The sequence below is a fragment of the Streptomyces sp. MnatMP-M17 genome (genome assembly GCF_900091995.1).
Classification (GTDB): Bacteria; Actinomycetota; Actinomycetes; order Streptomycetales; family Streptomycetaceae; genus Streptomyces.
The window spans coordinates 1-13,254 of the sequence record NZ_FMDK01000646.1 but is presented as its reverse complement, the minus strand read 5'-3'; the positions used below and the strand labels follow the sequence as shown (position 1 = coordinate 13,254).

At 68.9% G+C, this 13,254-nt stretch carries 13 protein-coding genes and 1 pseudogene; 10 read left to right on the top strand and 4 right to left on the bottom strand.

Annotated features, from left to right (window positions below; genetic code table 11):
* The 6 genes and pseudogenes from GA0115259_RS27135 to pstB all read left to right on the top strand — a co-directional run.
* Window positions 1-183: pseudogene (locus GA0115259_RS27135) on the top strand (hypothetical protein); the annotation flags it as partial.
* 74 nt (window positions 184-257) lie between these two features.
* Window positions 258-695, top strand: a complete 438-nt coding sequence (locus GA0115259_RS27130) for an NUDIX hydrolase (RefSeq protein WP_093601916.1) — start codon at window positions 258-260, stop codon at window positions 693-695.
* Between the two features lie 282 nt (window positions 696-977).
* Window positions 978-2,108 (top strand): phosphate ABC transporter substrate-binding protein PstS, encoded by a 1,131-nt coding sequence (pstS, locus tag GA0115259_RS27125; RefSeq protein WP_093601914.1) that lies wholly within the window; start codon window positions 978-980, stop codon window positions 2,106-2,108.
* A 121-nt stretch (window positions 2,109-2,229) separates the two neighbouring features.
* On the top strand, window positions 2,230-3,222 hold the full coding sequence (gene pstC, locus GA0115259_RS27120; protein WP_093601912.1) for a phosphate ABC transporter permease subunit PstC: 993 nt from the start codon (window positions 2,230-2,232) through the stop codon (window positions 3,220-3,222).
* A complete protein-coding gene (gene pstA / locus GA0115259_RS27115; protein ID WP_093601910.1) occupies window positions 3,219-4,298 on the top strand; it encodes a phosphate ABC transporter permease PstA in 1,080 nt (359 codons plus the stop codon). Before pstC ends, pstA begins: the two co-directional genes overlap by 4 nt.
* Before the next feature lie 52 nt (window positions 4,299-4,350).
* Entirely contained in the window at window positions 4,351-5,127 is a 777-nt protein-coding gene (pstB, locus tag GA0115259_RS27110; protein ID WP_093601908.1) for a phosphate ABC transporter ATP-binding protein PstB, read from the top strand.
* 189 nt (window positions 5,128-5,316) lie between these two features.
* On the opposite strand, the gene GA0115259_RS27105 is transcribed toward pstB, so the two are convergent.
* A complete protein-coding gene (locus GA0115259_RS27105) occupies window positions 5,317-6,315 on the bottom strand; it encodes an inorganic phosphate transporter (protein ID WP_093601906.1) in 999 nt (332 codons plus the stop codon).
* 5 nt (window positions 6,316-6,320) lie between these two features.
* Complete coding sequence (locus tag GA0115259_RS27100) at window positions 6,321-6,941, bottom strand: DUF47 domain-containing protein (RefSeq protein WP_093601904.1); 621 nt, start codon at window positions 6,939-6,941, stop codon at window positions 6,321-6,323.
* Between the two features lie 251 nt (window positions 6,942-7,192).
* Here GA0115259_RS27100 and GA0115259_RS27095 point away from each other — a divergent pair, with 251 nt between their 5' ends.
* Window positions 7,193-7,546 (top strand): metal-sensitive transcriptional regulator, encoded by a 354-nt coding sequence (locus tag GA0115259_RS27095; protein ID WP_093601902.1) that lies wholly within the window; start codon window positions 7,193-7,195, stop codon window positions 7,544-7,546.
* A gap of 179 nt (window positions 7,547-7,725) precedes the next feature.
* Here the strand turns inward: GA0115259_RS27095 and GA0115259_RS27090 are convergent, their stop codons facing one another.
* Entirely contained in the window at window positions 7,726-7,959 is a 234-nt protein-coding gene (locus GA0115259_RS27090; RefSeq protein WP_093601900.1) for a hypothetical protein, read from the bottom strand.
* A 192-nt stretch (window positions 7,960-8,151) separates the two neighbouring features.
* On the bottom strand, window positions 8,152-8,979 hold the full coding sequence (locus GA0115259_RS27085; RefSeq protein WP_093601898.1) for an SCO4651 family lipoprotein: 828 nt from the start codon (window positions 8,977-8,979) through the stop codon (window positions 8,152-8,154).
* A gap of 541 nt (window positions 8,980-9,520) precedes the next feature.
* Here GA0115259_RS27085 and GA0115259_RS27075 point away from each other — a divergent pair.
* From GA0115259_RS27075 to GA0115259_RS27065, 3 genes are all read left to right on the top strand, one after another.
* A complete protein-coding gene (locus GA0115259_RS27075; RefSeq protein ID WP_093601893.1) occupies window positions 9,521-11,182 on the top strand; it encodes an FAD-binding oxidoreductase in 1,662 nt (553 codons plus the stop codon).
* 152 nt (window positions 11,183-11,334) lie between these two features.
* A complete protein-coding gene (locus tag GA0115259_RS27070) occupies window positions 11,335-12,390 on the top strand; it encodes a COG4315 family predicted lipoprotein (RefSeq protein WP_093601891.1) in 1,056 nt (351 codons plus the stop codon).
* A 104-nt stretch (window positions 12,391-12,494) separates the two neighbouring features.
* Window positions 12,495-13,118, top strand: coding sequence for a sortase domain-containing protein (locus GA0115259_RS27065; RefSeq protein ID WP_093601889.1), 624 nt, complete (start codon window positions 12,495-12,497; stop codon window positions 13,116-13,118).
* Window positions 13,119-13,254 lie beyond the last annotated feature (136 nt).

Genomic DNA, 13,254 nt, shown 5'->3' with positions numbered 1-13,254 from the left:
CACCGGGACGCGGCCGAGGCGGCTGCGGCGGCGGCGAACGCGGCCCGTACTCCGCGGATCGCTCCGGCGACGGCGTACGCCCTGGGCGTGCTGCACGCGGATCAGCGCCTTGAGGTGGAGGCGGCGCGTTTCGCCTTCCAGCAGGTGTGGCAACAGATGCCGATGGCGGCGACCGCGCCATGACCGGCCACGGGCACGAGGACGCGTACACGTACGAACACGGGGACAGCGCAAGCGACAGCGACGGAGGCGACCACATGGCGGGCGTCGGACACGACCGGCCGGACGACACCGTGCTCGCGGCCGGCTGTGTCCTGTGGCGCCGCCCGCGCGAGGGAGCCGGCGGGCCCGAGATCTGTCTCGTACACCGGCCGAAGTACGACGACTGGTCGCACCCGAAGGGCAAGCTCAAGCGCGCGGAGGACACCCTGAAGGGCGCCCTGCGCGAGGTGTACGAGGAGACCGGCCACCACTGCACGCCCGGCGCCCGGCTCGGCACGGTCAGCTATCTGGCCCAGGGCCGTCCCAAGCTGGTCAGTTACTGGGCGGCGGAGGTGACGGACGGCGCCTTCACGCCGAACACCGAGGTCGACCGAATAGCCTGGCTCGCTCCGGCGGCGGCCCGGGACCGGCTCACCCAGCCTCGCGACCGCATCCTGGTGGACGCGCTGCTGGACACGCTGCACGCGACCTGATCCCGTTCTGACGGCCGACGGACCGACGGGTGATTTCAAGCATGATCAGCCGTCAGCAGCGATAGAAAGCGCCCCGGAGACCGACCGAGCCCTTCAAAAGAAAGGCCGGCACCGGGCTGTATGTCACGGTTCACTTTCCGTTCACCCTTCCCCGTCGGTGGCTTCATCTCATCTGCCTAATTTCGGGCTTACACGGTGACGGTCTCAGTGCCCCACCAACCACCCCGACACACGCCGCCGTCAACTCGTATGGACCGGCGGCTCTTGGAAGGAACACCCGAAGTGAAGCTTCAGCGCAAGAACGGGCTGCGTGCCACCGCGCTCGGTGCCCTCGCCGTCTCCGGCGCCCTGGTTCTCACGGCGTGTGGATCGGACGACAACTCCAAGCCGAGCGACGCGTCGTCGAAGCCCGCCGCCTCGGCAGCGGCTGTCTGTGAGGGTGCTACGGGCCAGCTTCTCGCGTCCGGTTCCAGCGCGCAGAAGAACGCCATGGACCTGTGGGTCAAGAACTACATGGCCACCTGTCCCGGTGTGGAGGTCAACTACAACAGCTCCTCCTCCGGTGAGGGCATCGTCGCCTTCAACCAGGGCACCGTCGGCTTCGCCGGCTCCGACTCGGCGCTCAAGCCCGAAGAGGTCGCCGACTCGAAGAAGATCTGTGAGGGCGGCCAGGGCATCAACCTGCCCATGGTCGGCGGTCCGATCGCGATCGGTTACCACCTGGAGGGTGTCGACAGCCTCGTCCTCGACGCGCCCACGCTCGCCAAGATCTTCGACAGCAAGATCAAGAGCTGGGACGACGCGGCCATCGCCAAGCTGAACCCCGACGCCAAGCTCCCGAAGAAGCCCATCCAGGCCTTCCACCGCTCCGAGGACTCCGGCACCACGCAGAACCTCGGCAAGTACCTGAACGCCACCGCCGCCGACGACTGGAAGTACGAGGCCGAGAAGAAGTGGCCCGCGCCCGGCGGCCAGTCGGCGTCCGGTTCCTCCGGTGTCGCCACCCAGGTGAAGCAGGTCGACGGCGCGATCGGTTACTTCGAGCTCTCCTACGCCACCTCGCAGCAGATCTCCACCGTCAAGATCGACACGGGTGCCAGCGCTCCCGTGGAGGCCTCCTCCGACAACGCCTCCAAGGCCATCGCCGCCGCCACGATCAAGGGCACCGGCAAGGACCTGGCCCTGGAGCTGGACTACGCCACCAAGGCCGAGGGTGCCTACCCGATCGTCCTGGTGACGTACGAGATCGCCTGTGACACGGGCAACAAGGCCGAGACGCTGCCCACGGTCAAGTCCTTCCTGACCTACACCGCCAGCGACGAGGGCCAGAAGGTGCTCTCCGAGGCCGGCTACGCGCCGATCCCCGCCGAGATCAACGCCAAGGTCCGCGAGACGGTCGCCTCCCTCTCGTAGTCCCCGGCACAGCAGGTGACGGCCGTCGGCCCGGCGCAACGCTCCGGGCCGGCGGTCGTCCACCCATCCGGTGCACCGCCGCCAGGGGAGCCATCCCTCCCCCACACAGACCGGAAAGATCATGGCTTCCACCACACCCACAGACACTCCACCGGCCCCGCCGCTCAGCCCCAGGTCGGGCACCTCCACAGGGCGCGCGGGCGACAAGATCTTCTCGGGCCTCTCCAGGGGCTCGGGTATTCTGCTGCTCGTCATCATGGCGTCGATCGCGGGGTTCCTGACCTACCGCGCCGCCATCGCCATCTCCAAGGACGAGGGCAACTTCCTCACCACGTTCGACTGGAACGCCTCCGCGGACCCGCCGGTCTTCGGAATCGCGGTCCTCCTCGTCGGTACGATCGTCAGCTCGATCGTCGCGATGGTCATCGCCGTCCCGGTCGCCGTCGGTATCGCGCTCTTCATCTCGCACTACGCGCCGCGCCGGCTGGCCGCGCCCATCGCGTACATCGTGGACCTGCTGGCCGCCGTGCCCAGCATCATCTACGGCCTCTGGGGCGCGCTCGTCCTGGTGCCGTATCTCGAAGGTCTCAACATCTGGCTCGACCAGTACTTCGCGTGGACGTACATCTTCGACCAGACCCAGCCCGGCGTCGCCCGCAACATGCTGACCGTCGGCATCCTGCTGGCGATCATGATCCTGCCGATCGTGACCAGCGTCAGCCGGGAGGTCTTCCTCCAGGTCCCGCGGATGAACGAAGAGGCGGCCCTCGCCCTGGGCGCCACGCGCTGGGAGGTCATCCGGCTCTCGGTCCTGCCGTTCGGACGCTCCGGTGTCATCTCCGCCTCGATGCTGGGCCTCGGCCGCGCGCTCGGCGAGACGATGGCCGTCGCCACGGTGCTCTCCCCGAACTTCCTGCTCTCGCTCCATCTGCTCGACCCGGGCGGCGGTACGTTCGCCCAGAACATCGCGGCGAAGTTCGGCGAGGCCACCGAGACCGGGCGTGACGCCCTGATCGCCTCCGGCCTGGTGCTCTTCGTCCTGACTCTGCTGGTGAACGGTGCGGCCCGGCTGATCATCGCCCGCCGCAAGGAGTACTCGGGGGCCAACGCATGAGCCACGCAGCCATACAGGACACACCGACTCCGCTGCCGCCCTCGGCCGGCGGGCAGAGCCTCAGCAGCCGTGGCCTCCCGAGCTGGGCACCGGCCGGATTCGCCGTCCTCGGCATCCTCGTCGGCGCGGGCATCGGTACCGCCGCCGGCCTCGACAGCAAGGTCCAGTGGGGCCTGATCGCCGTCATCGCCTTCCTCGTCATCTCGTACGTCACCACCTCGGTGGTCGAGAACCAGCGCCAGGCCAAGGACCGTCTCGCCACCAGCATCGTCTGGGTGTGCTTCATCCTCGCCGTCATCCCGCTGTTCTCGCTGCTCGTGACCACCATCAGCCGCGGTGTGAAGGCGCTCGACCCGTACTTCCTGACGCACTCGATGTCCGGTGTGCTCAGCTCCGAGCCCGGCGGTGGCGTCTACCACGCGCTGATCGGCACACTGGAGCAGGTCGGTATCGCCACCGTGATCGCGACGCCGATCGGTCTGCTGACCGCCGTCTATCTGGTGGAGTACGGCAAGGGCGCGCTGGCCAGGGCCGTGACGTTCTTCGTGGACGTCATGACGGGCATCCCGTCCATCGTCGCCGGTCTGTTCATCCTCTCGATCATGCTGATGGCCGACATCGGGCAGTCCGGTCTGATGGGCTCGCTCGCCCTCACGATCCTGATGATCCCGGTCGTGGTCCGCTCCACCGAGGAGATGCTCAAGCTCGTACCGAACGAGCTGCGCGAGGCCTCGCTGGCCCTCGGCGTACCGAAGTGGCGCACCATCCTCAAGGTCGTCCTGCCGACCGCGATCGGCGGAATCACCACCGGTGTGATGCTGGCCATCGCACGTATCGCCGGTGAGACCGCGCCGATCATCCTGCTCGTCTTCGGCAGCCAGCTCATCAACACGAACCCGTTCGACGGTCCCCAGTCGTCGCTCCCCTTCTACATCTTCGAGCAGTACAAGGTGGGCGAGGTCGCCGCGATCGACCGTGCCTGGGCCGCGGCCCTGGTGCTGATCGCGTTCGTCATGATCCTCAACCTGGTGGCGCGCGGCATCGCCCGCTGGAAGGCCCCGAAGACCGGCCGCTGAGGCCCGATATCCGGCTCCGCCGCGCGGGGCCACGAAAGAAGCAGTGATTGACATGGCCAAGCGAATCGACGTCAGCGGACTCTCCGCCTACTACGGCTCCCACCGGGCGATCGACGACATCTCGATGACCGTGGAGCCCCGCTCCGTGACGGCCTTCATCGGCCCGTCCGGCTGCGGCAAGTCCACCTTCCTGCGCACGCTCAACCGGATGCACGAGGTCACTCCCGGCGGTCGCGTCGAGGGCAAGGTGCTCCTGGACGACGAGAACCTGTACGGCCCGAACGTCGACCCGGTCGCCGTGCGCCGTACGGTCGGCATGGTCTTCCAGCGTCCCAACCCGTTCCCGACGATGTCGATCTTCGACAATGTCGCGGCCGGGCTGCGGCTGAACGGCACGGTTCGCAAGAGCGAGCTGCCCGAGGTCGTGGAGCGCTCCCTCAAGGGCGCCAACCTCTGGAACGAGGTCAAGGACCGGCTGAACAAGCCCGGCTCCGGTCTCTCCGGTGGTCAGCAGCAGCGTCTGTGCATCGCCCGTGCGATCGCGGTCGAGCCGGACGTGCTGCTGATGGACGAGCCGTGCTCGGCGCTCGACCCGATATCGACGCTGGCCATCGAGGATCTGATCGGCGAGCTGAAGGAGCGCTTCACGATCGTCATCGTGACGCACAACATGCAGCAGGCGGCGCGCGTGTCGGACCGTACGGCGTTCTTCAACCTGGCCGCCGTCGGCCAGCCCGGCAAGCTCATCGAGATCGACGAGACCGAGCGCATCTTCTCCAACCCGTCCGTGCAGGCCACCGAGGACTACATCTCGGGCCGCTTCGGATAGGCGCAAGGACCGTCGTGCGGTGCTGCATGGCGGTGCCACCGCACGGCGAAGGGCCCGCCTCCTCTCCCAGGGGGGCGGGCCCACTTCTATGTCTTCATGGCTTGGCTCAGCCGAAGACCAGGTCAACGATCCAGCTGTGTCTGCCCGGGGGACAACCCCCGGACCCCCGGCCGGTCAGCCGAACGCCGGTCAGCCGAAGACCAGGTCCACAGCCCAGAAGCTCAGCGCGGCCACCAGTGCCGCGGCCGGCATGGTGATGAACCAGCCGAGAACGATGTTCTTCGCGACGCCCCAGCGCACCGCGTTCACCCGCTTCGTCGCGCCGGCGCCCATGATCGCCGAGGTGATGACATGTGTCGTCGAGATCGGCGCCTGAAACAGGAACGCCGAGCCGAACATGATCGACGCGCCGGTCGTCTCCGCCGCGAATCCCTGCGGCGGGTCCAGCTCGATGATCTTCCGGCCCAGCGTTCGCATGATGCGCCAGCCGCCCGCGTACGTACCCAGCGAGAGCATGACGGCGCATACGATCTTCACCCAGATCGGGATCGAGTCCCCCGAGTCCTCCACATCGGCGATGACCAGGGCCATCACCACTATGCCCATCGTCTTCTGCGCGTCCTGCAAACCGTGTCCGAGCGCCATTCCGGCCGCGGACACGGTCTGGGCTATCCGGAAGCCGCGCTTGGCCTTGTGCGGGTTGGAGCTACGGAATATCCACAGGATGCCGACCATCACCAGATAACCGACGCCCAGACCGACGACCGGCGACACGAACATCGGGACGACGATCTTCTCCAGCACACCGGACCAGATCACATCGGTGCCGCCGGCCAGCGCCGCGCCGACGATGCCGCCGAAGAGCGCGTGGGAGGACGAGGAGGGAAGCCCGTAGTACCAGGTGACCAGATTCCAGACGATCGCACCGACCAGCGCGGCGAAGAGAATGCCCATCCCCCTCGATCCATGAGGTGTCGCGATCAGACCCTCGCTGACGGTCTTGGCGACTCCCTGGCCCAGGAACGCGCCCGCGAGATTCATCACCGCGGCCATCACCAGAGCGGCGCGCGGGGTCAGGGCCCGGGTGGACACCGAGGTCGCGATGGCGTTCGCGGAGTCGTGGAAACCGTTGGTGTAGGTGAAGCCGAGCGCGACACCAATGGTCACGATCAGTGCGAAGGTGTCCACGTGGTTCAGGACTCCTTGACCGCGATGGTCTCCACCGTGTTCGCGACGTGCTCGAACGCGTCGGCGGCCTCTTCCAGCACGTCGACGACCTGCTTGAGCTTGAGCACCTCCATCGCGTCGTACTTGCCGTTGAAGAGATGGGCCAGCAGTTTGCGGTGGATCTGGTCGGCCTGGTTCTCCAGCCGGTTGACCTCGATCCAGTACTCGGTGAGGTTGTTCATCGTCCGCAGATGCGGCATGGCCTCAGCGGTCAGCTCGGCGGCCCTGGCCAGTACCTCGATCTGCTGCTCCACGCCCTTGGGCAGCTCTTCGATGTTGTAGAGGACGACCAGGTCGACGGCCTCCTCCATGAAGTCCATGATGTCGTCGAGGCAGGACGCGAGATTGTAGATGTCCTCGCGGTCGAAGGGCGTGATGAAGGAGGAGTTGAGCTGATGGAAGATCGCGTGAGTCGCGTCGTCGCCCGCGTGCTCCGCCGCCCGCATCCGCTCCGCGATCTCGGCCCGGGCGGAGGAATCCGCCCCGAGGAGTTCCATCAGGAGTTTCGAGCCCGTGACGATGTTGTCCGCGGACGCGGCGAACATGTCATAGAAGCTCGTCTCCCTGGGGGTCAGACGAAAGCGCACCTGGGGTCCTCGGGTTACATGGAATTCGGTCAGGGTGATGCTAGGCGCATCATCCGGCCACTGCTAAGCGGCCGGTCCCAAGTGTCGCCCATCAGACAAGGTGATAAGCACAGGGCCCTGCCCCAAGACACACAGACAGGTACCATATACCCACGAGGGGTATATCAACCTTTTCGGACAAGCTGCGGCGGACCGTCGGCAGCGGACCGACAAACCGCTGAAACACAGCGGATACACAGCAGGAGGACGCGATGACGACCACCGAGGCGGCCGGCGCGGCGACGAGCGACGCGCCCTCCGCCATCACCGACCACGACCGCGGTGTGCACGGCTATCACAAGCAGAAGGACGAGCACCTCAAGCGGCTGCGCAGGATCGAAGGGCAGATCCGGGGCCTTCAGCGGCTGGTCGACGAGGACGTCTACTGCATCGACATACTGACTCAGGTCTCCGCCTCGACCAAGGCGCTCCAGTCCTTCGCGCTCCAGCTCCTGGAGGAGCATCTGCGCCACTGCGTGGCCGATGCCGCGGTCAAGGGCGGGGAAGAAATCGATGCGAAGGTGGAGGAAGCGACCAAGGCGATCGCCCGGCTGCTCCGTACCTGAGGCCAATTCACGCCATCCGATGCCCTGTCCGGACGCTCTGTCCGGCGCCCATATCTGTGCCCGACATCACCTTCGCACCGGACGTCACCTTTGTGCCCGATGTCACAGCTGGCGCGAGGAGGACGGACGTAAGAGACGTAACGGCCGGGGCGCGGCGGGACCGCGCCCCGTCGCGGGCCTCACTCCCAGGGAGAACTCCCGAACAGCGCCCGCTCGCCGGACGCTCCCAGCAGCGCCCGCTCGGACTCCTCCAGGAGGGCCCGCTCGGCCGTTACGTTCAGCACCTCGTCGATACGGTCCGGGCTGAGCCGGTCCTCATCCGCGGCGGACGCCGCGATCATCAACTCACCGCACAACTCGATCTCGGCGAGGGCCACGTGGTCCTGGACGGTCGGCGTACGCAACAGAGCCACGTGCTATCACCTCTTCCTGCCGGTGTCGACTTCCTAGCGTAGGGAGCGTGATACGGACCGCGCATGGCACGTCCGGACCATTTCCGCCTTGGTCCTCGATGGTTACGGCTGGATCCACTCTTGCCGATCTTGCCGATCCGAGGTCCCGCCGCCCGGCTCATGTTCCGCGAGGAACGCGCGAAGAGCCCGCGCTCAGGCCTTGATCTCACCGGCGAAAATGTCGTCGGACGGAGGCAGCGCCACCGAGACCGTGACTCCGAACGCATACAGCAGTGTGGTCGACGCGACATCGACCGTATGCCCCTGATTGACATAGCTGAACTGGTGCCTGACCTTGCGCAGCCGTCCGTCCTCGTCCAGATACGCGTCGAACGGCACCGCGTCCTCGCCGAATCCCTTGGCCGCGGCGGCCAGCGCGCCGCGCGCGTACGGCGCCGCCGACCGCGCGGCCCCGCCGATATAGGTGGTGCCCCGGTAGTGCCAGACCCGGGTGCCCGCCAGATCCTTCTCACCGACAAAAGCCACATTCCGGGCGGCGCGCAGCAGTTCGGCCGCGGTCAGCGGATCGGTCGCACCGCCCGTGACCAGATTTCCGTCCTCCAGCGTGGTCGAATCCACTCGGACCCATTTGTCGGCGGGCACGCCGGCACCGCGGTTCTTCATATACAGCGCGGCGGGCGAGAGCAGTTCGGTGATGGGCCGGTGCCGGTTCACGCCCGCGGGATCCTTCGGCAGCACGACTCTCAGCCGTCCCATCCGCCGCGCGAAGTCGTATCCGCCCTCGCCCCGGATGGTCACGCGCGTCCCGCCGGCCGCCATCTCCATGGACGTACGGGCCTTCGAACTGCCCGCAGCCAGCAGCACGTCGGCCGCCCTGAGCACCGCTCCCGGATCCTGGGCCGGCCGGTCGTCGGCCATGGCACCGCCGCTTGCCGAGCAGCCGGCGGTCGCGGCGACGACGCCTGCCACGGCCACGACGGCGAACGCCACGTTCCTGCGTCTGTGCTGCTGCACCACCATCGCCTGCCAACCCCCAACGCCTGGCCGTCGCTTGTCCGAAGCCCACCCGCTCCGGATAACGACGCCCCGCGTTCCCCGTCACGCCAGGCCGTGTGCCGAGCCCCGTGCCGGGCCGCACCGGGCCCTGCGCCGGGCTCTGTCATGCCGTACGCAGGGGCCTTGTCATGCCGTACGCCGGGCCCCGCGCCAGGGCCCTGTCATGAGGCACGAGCACCTCGGTACCGTGGAGTTCGTGTGCGAGCAAGACACCTCCGGTCCCCCCACCGCCACTTCATCCCTCGCCCCATCCCCCACCTCGCCCTCCGGCTCCTTATTCCAGCCCATATCACCCCACATCACCTCGACCGTGGAACGCGGTTCGTTCTGTCTGGCCCGCTGCTCGTGCGGCTGGTCCGGCCCTGCCCGCAGATCCCGTGACCGCGCCCGTACGGACGCGGCGTCCCACACGCCACAGAGCTGAAGCGGAACCTTACGATCCGGAATCTCCCATTCCGGAACCGTCGGCGCCTGAGGCACACTTCCCTCCTCAGGAGGTCGTCATATGGAACGGCGCACAGTGCTCAGCGCGGCGGCGGTCGCCCTCACGGCGGCTGCCGCGTCCGCGTGTTCCGGCGGCGGCCACGACCAGCCCGGCGGTACGGGCGGCACAGGCGCCGGCGGTGACAAGGGCGGACCGCCCGGTGGTACGGGCCAGGCCACCGGCAGTACGGGAAAGCCTCCGGCCGGCGCGCCGGACTGGGCCGCGCTGGCGGAAGGGCTCGACGGAGATCTCGTACGCCCGGAGGACACGGCGTACCCGACGGCCCGCCAGCTCTACAACACCCGGTTCGACTCCCTGAAGCCCGCGGCCGTCGCGTACGCCGCCGGCGAGGACGACATCAAGGAGTGCCTCGCCTTCGCCAGGGCCCATGGCACTCCCGTCTCGATCCGCGGCGGCGGCCACTCCTACGCGGGCTGGTCCAGCGGCAACGGCCGTCTCGTCATCGACATATCGAAGCTCGACTCGCTCGACCACGCGGCCACGGACGGGATCGTCGGCGCGGGCGCCCGGCTCGGCGACGTCTACCGCACTCTCGCCGAGCAGGGCCTCACGATCCCCGCGGGCTCCTGTCCCACCGTCGGCGTCTCCGGTCTCACTCTCGGCGGCGGCCACGGCGTGGCCGCCCGCGCGTACGGTCTGACCTGCGACAGCCTCACCTCCGCCACGCTCATCACCGCCGACGGCCGACGGCTGACCGCCGACGCCGAGCAGAACACGGACCTCTTCTGGGCGCTGCGCGGCGCGGGCAACGGCAACTTCGGCGTCGTCACCGAGCTGCGCTTCCGTACGCATCCCGCGCCCGCGAGCGTCTCCGCCTATCTGAGCTGGCCCTGGTCGAAGGCCGAGACACTGCTCGCCTCCTGGCAGCGCTGGGGCCCGGACCAGCCGGACGAGATCTGGTCCTCGCTCCATCTCTCCGCAGGTCCAGGCGGCGCCGCTCCCACCGTCTCCCTGTCGGCCTTCTCCCTCGGCGACGAGGACGATCTGAAGAACGCGCTCGACCGGCTCGCCGACGGCCCGGGCGGTCCCGGCCCGGCCAGCTCCATATCGCTGCGTCAGCGCGGTTACGGAGACGCGATGCTGGTATACGGAGGCTGCTCGGGGCTCGACGAGGAGCAGTGCCATCTGCCCGGCACGACGCCCGGCCGCAGTGCGCGAGGCGCGCTCCAGCGCGAGACCTACGCCGCGGCCTCGGACTTCTACGACCGCTCCCTCGCGCCCGCCGCGGTGCGCGCCCTCGTCTCGGCCGCGGAGGCCTTCACCCGGCTGCCACCGGACGGGAGCGGGAACGGAAACGGCGGCGGGAGCGGCAGCGGAGGCAGTGGCGGTAGTGGCGGCTCCCTCGCGCTCACCGCGCTCGGCGGCGCGGTCAACCGTGTCGATCCGCTCGCCACGTCCTTCGTCCACCGGCGCTCGCGGATCCTGGCGCAGTACATCGCCGCCTGGCAGCCGGGCACCTCCGGCTCCGCACAGCGCGCATGGCTGAAAAGCACCCATGCGTCGCTGCGCCGGTACGCGTCGGGCGCGGCGTACCAGAACTACACGGACCCGACGCTGACGGACTGGCGTACGGCCTACTACGGTCCCGCCGCGGACCGGCTGACACGGCTGAAGAAGCAGTACGACCCGGACCGGCTCCTCGACTTCCCGCAGGCGCTCTGACCGGCCGGGCGCGCAGCTCGGTAGCGGCCGGCCGCTGTCGCCCGTACGGCCCACCGAGGTGGCCGTACGGTCCGCCGGGCGCTGCTCTGTAGATAGCAAGCAGACAGCAAGAGGGGGCACACCCGGCATCCCCGACTCCCAAGGGCGTACCCATGGACCGACAAGGACCCCGGATAGCCACGCTCACGACGGCCACCGTTCTGCTCGTCGCACTCGGCGGCGCCGCCGCCACGGCGGTGGACAAGCCGAAGGAGCCGAGCGAACTGACACTCATCAACACGGGCGTGGGCCAGGTACTGGCCGACGAGAACGGCAATCCGCTCTATCTGCGGCTGGCCGACAAACCGGACCGACCCGAGTGCGCCGGCGAGTGCGCCACCACCTGGCCCGCGGCGGTCGGCTTCCCGACAAAGGCGACGGGCGTCGTCGGTGAGACCGCGCAGACTCCGCTGAACGCGGCCAACAGCGACCAGCCGCACGTCATCTACAACACGCACCCGCTGTACTACTACAAGAACGACCGGCCGAACCAGCCGCAAGGGCAGAACGTGGACGGCTTCAGCCTGGTCTCCGCGGACGGCAAGGCGGTGACGGACCGGAGCAAGTCGGCGGCGACCGCGCCGCTGCCGGTGCCCTCGAAGGCGAAGCCCTCGGCCTCGAAGACGCCGAAGGTCCCGAAGCCGCCCACACCCGCGACCTCGGCAGGCGACCGCGTGCCCGGACCGCGGAGCACTCCCGCGCCCACGCGGACCCCGCCGCGCATCACTCCTCGTCCGCCGACCGGGAACGTCCCGCAGGCCCCTGCGGCGACCAGCACCCGGGCCCCGGCGGCGAAGCCGGTGGCGCCGGTCGCAACGGTCGCGCCTGTGGCGCCCGTACAGCCGTCGGCTCGCGGAAGCGCGAGTACGGGTACGGGTACGGGTACAGGGACTAGCACAGGTACGGGGACTGGGACTGGCACCGGAACCAGTACGGCGGGGACGAGCACCGGCAAGGACACCGTCCCCGGGCCCTCCGTAGGAGCGCTCCAGATCACGCCGTCCGGCGCGGCCCGAGGCGGCGCGGATCATCTGATCGCGACCGACTCGGTACGCACGACCGGCGCGCCCGAACTCACTCTCGCCATCGGCGCCACCGCGGCGGCGGCCCTCGGCACGATCCTCGTGGTGCGCCGTCACACGCGCCGCGCCACGGGTGACCACCACTGACCGGAACGGCGGGGCCGTCGGGCCCGGACCGCAGAACGCGTACGGCACGTACGGCACGTACAGCGCGCACGGCGCACAGGCTGAACAGGGCGGACAGGGTGCTCATGGTCCTCTTCGTCCTCGCGGTCCTGTGCGCCGTGGCCGGTGTCCTGCTGCATCTGCTCCCGCAGCGGCAGGCACCGGCGACCGGCACCGCCGAGCCCCGCCTGGTCAAGGTCACGGACCCGCCCTCCGCTCCCGTACGGCTGCGCATCCCGGTGCTCGGCGTGACCGCGGACGTACTGCCGCTCGGCGTGGACGACAACGGCGCGCTGGACGCGCCGGGATTCCGCAACGCGATGAAGGTCGGCTGGTACGCCCTGGGCCCGCGCCCGGGAGAACAGGGCCCGGCCGTCCTCGTCGGCCACCGGGACGCGCCGGCCAATCCGGGCAGCGTCCCGGTGCGGAACGGCCGCGACAACATCAAGAACGCCGTCTTCGCCAAGCTCGGCCGGCTGCTCCCGGGCGATCTGGTCGAGACGGAGCTGGGCGACGGGCGGCGGCTGCCGTTCCGGGTGACGAGGGTCGACACGTACCCGACGAAGAAGTTCCCGACGGACGTGGTCTACGGAGCGGTGCCGAACTCGCAGCTACGGCTGATCACCTGCGGCGGGGTCATCGACGCGCAGGGCCACTGGGATTCGAACGTGGTGGTCAGCGCGGTGGCCTCGGGCGGGGGCGCTTCGTAAGCCGTCCGGACCTTTGGTCACACGGGCCGCACTGGTGCCACAGGTCCCACAGGTCCTACGGTCACGCGGCGAGGTTGTTGTCGTCGGGGCGCGGCTCGGGGATACCGAGAGGCCGCGTCCCGCCTACGGCGCCGCA

Excerpts from the sequence above, each read along its gene's own strand:
- GA0115259_RS27130 (WP_093601916.1), top strand. The coding sequence starts at position 258 with ATGGCGGGCGTCGGACACGACCGGCCGGACGACACCGTGCTCGCGGCC.
- pstC (WP_093601912.1), top strand. The coding sequence starts at position 2,230 with ATGGCTTCCACCACACCCACAGACACTCCACCGGCCCCGCCGCTCAGC.
- pstA (WP_093601910.1), top strand. The coding sequence starts at position 3,219 with ATGAGCCACGCAGCCATACAGGACACACCGACTCCGCTGCCGCCCTCG.
- pstB (WP_093601908.1), top strand. The coding sequence starts at position 4,351 with ATGGCCAAGCGAATCGACGTCAGCGGACTCTCCGCCTACTACGGCTCC.
- GA0115259_RS27095 (WP_093601902.1), top strand. The coding sequence starts at position 7,193 with ATGACGACCACCGAGGCGGCCGGCGCGGCGACGAGCGACGCGCCCTCC.
- GA0115259_RS27085 (WP_093601898.1), bottom strand. The coding sequence starts at position 8,979 with ATGGTGGTGCAGCAGCACAGACGCAGGAACGTGGCGTTCGCCGTCGTG.
- GA0115259_RS27075 (WP_093601893.1), top strand. The coding sequence starts at position 9,521 with ATGGAACGGCGCACAGTGCTCAGCGCGGCGGCGGTCGCCCTCACGGCG.
- GA0115259_RS27070 (WP_093601891.1), top strand. The coding sequence starts at position 11,335 with ATGGACCGACAAGGACCCCGGATAGCCACGCTCACGACGGCCACCGTT.
- GA0115259_RS27065 (WP_093601889.1), top strand. The coding sequence starts at position 12,495 with ATGGTCCTCTTCGTCCTCGCGGTCCTGTGCGCCGTGGCCGGTGTCCTG.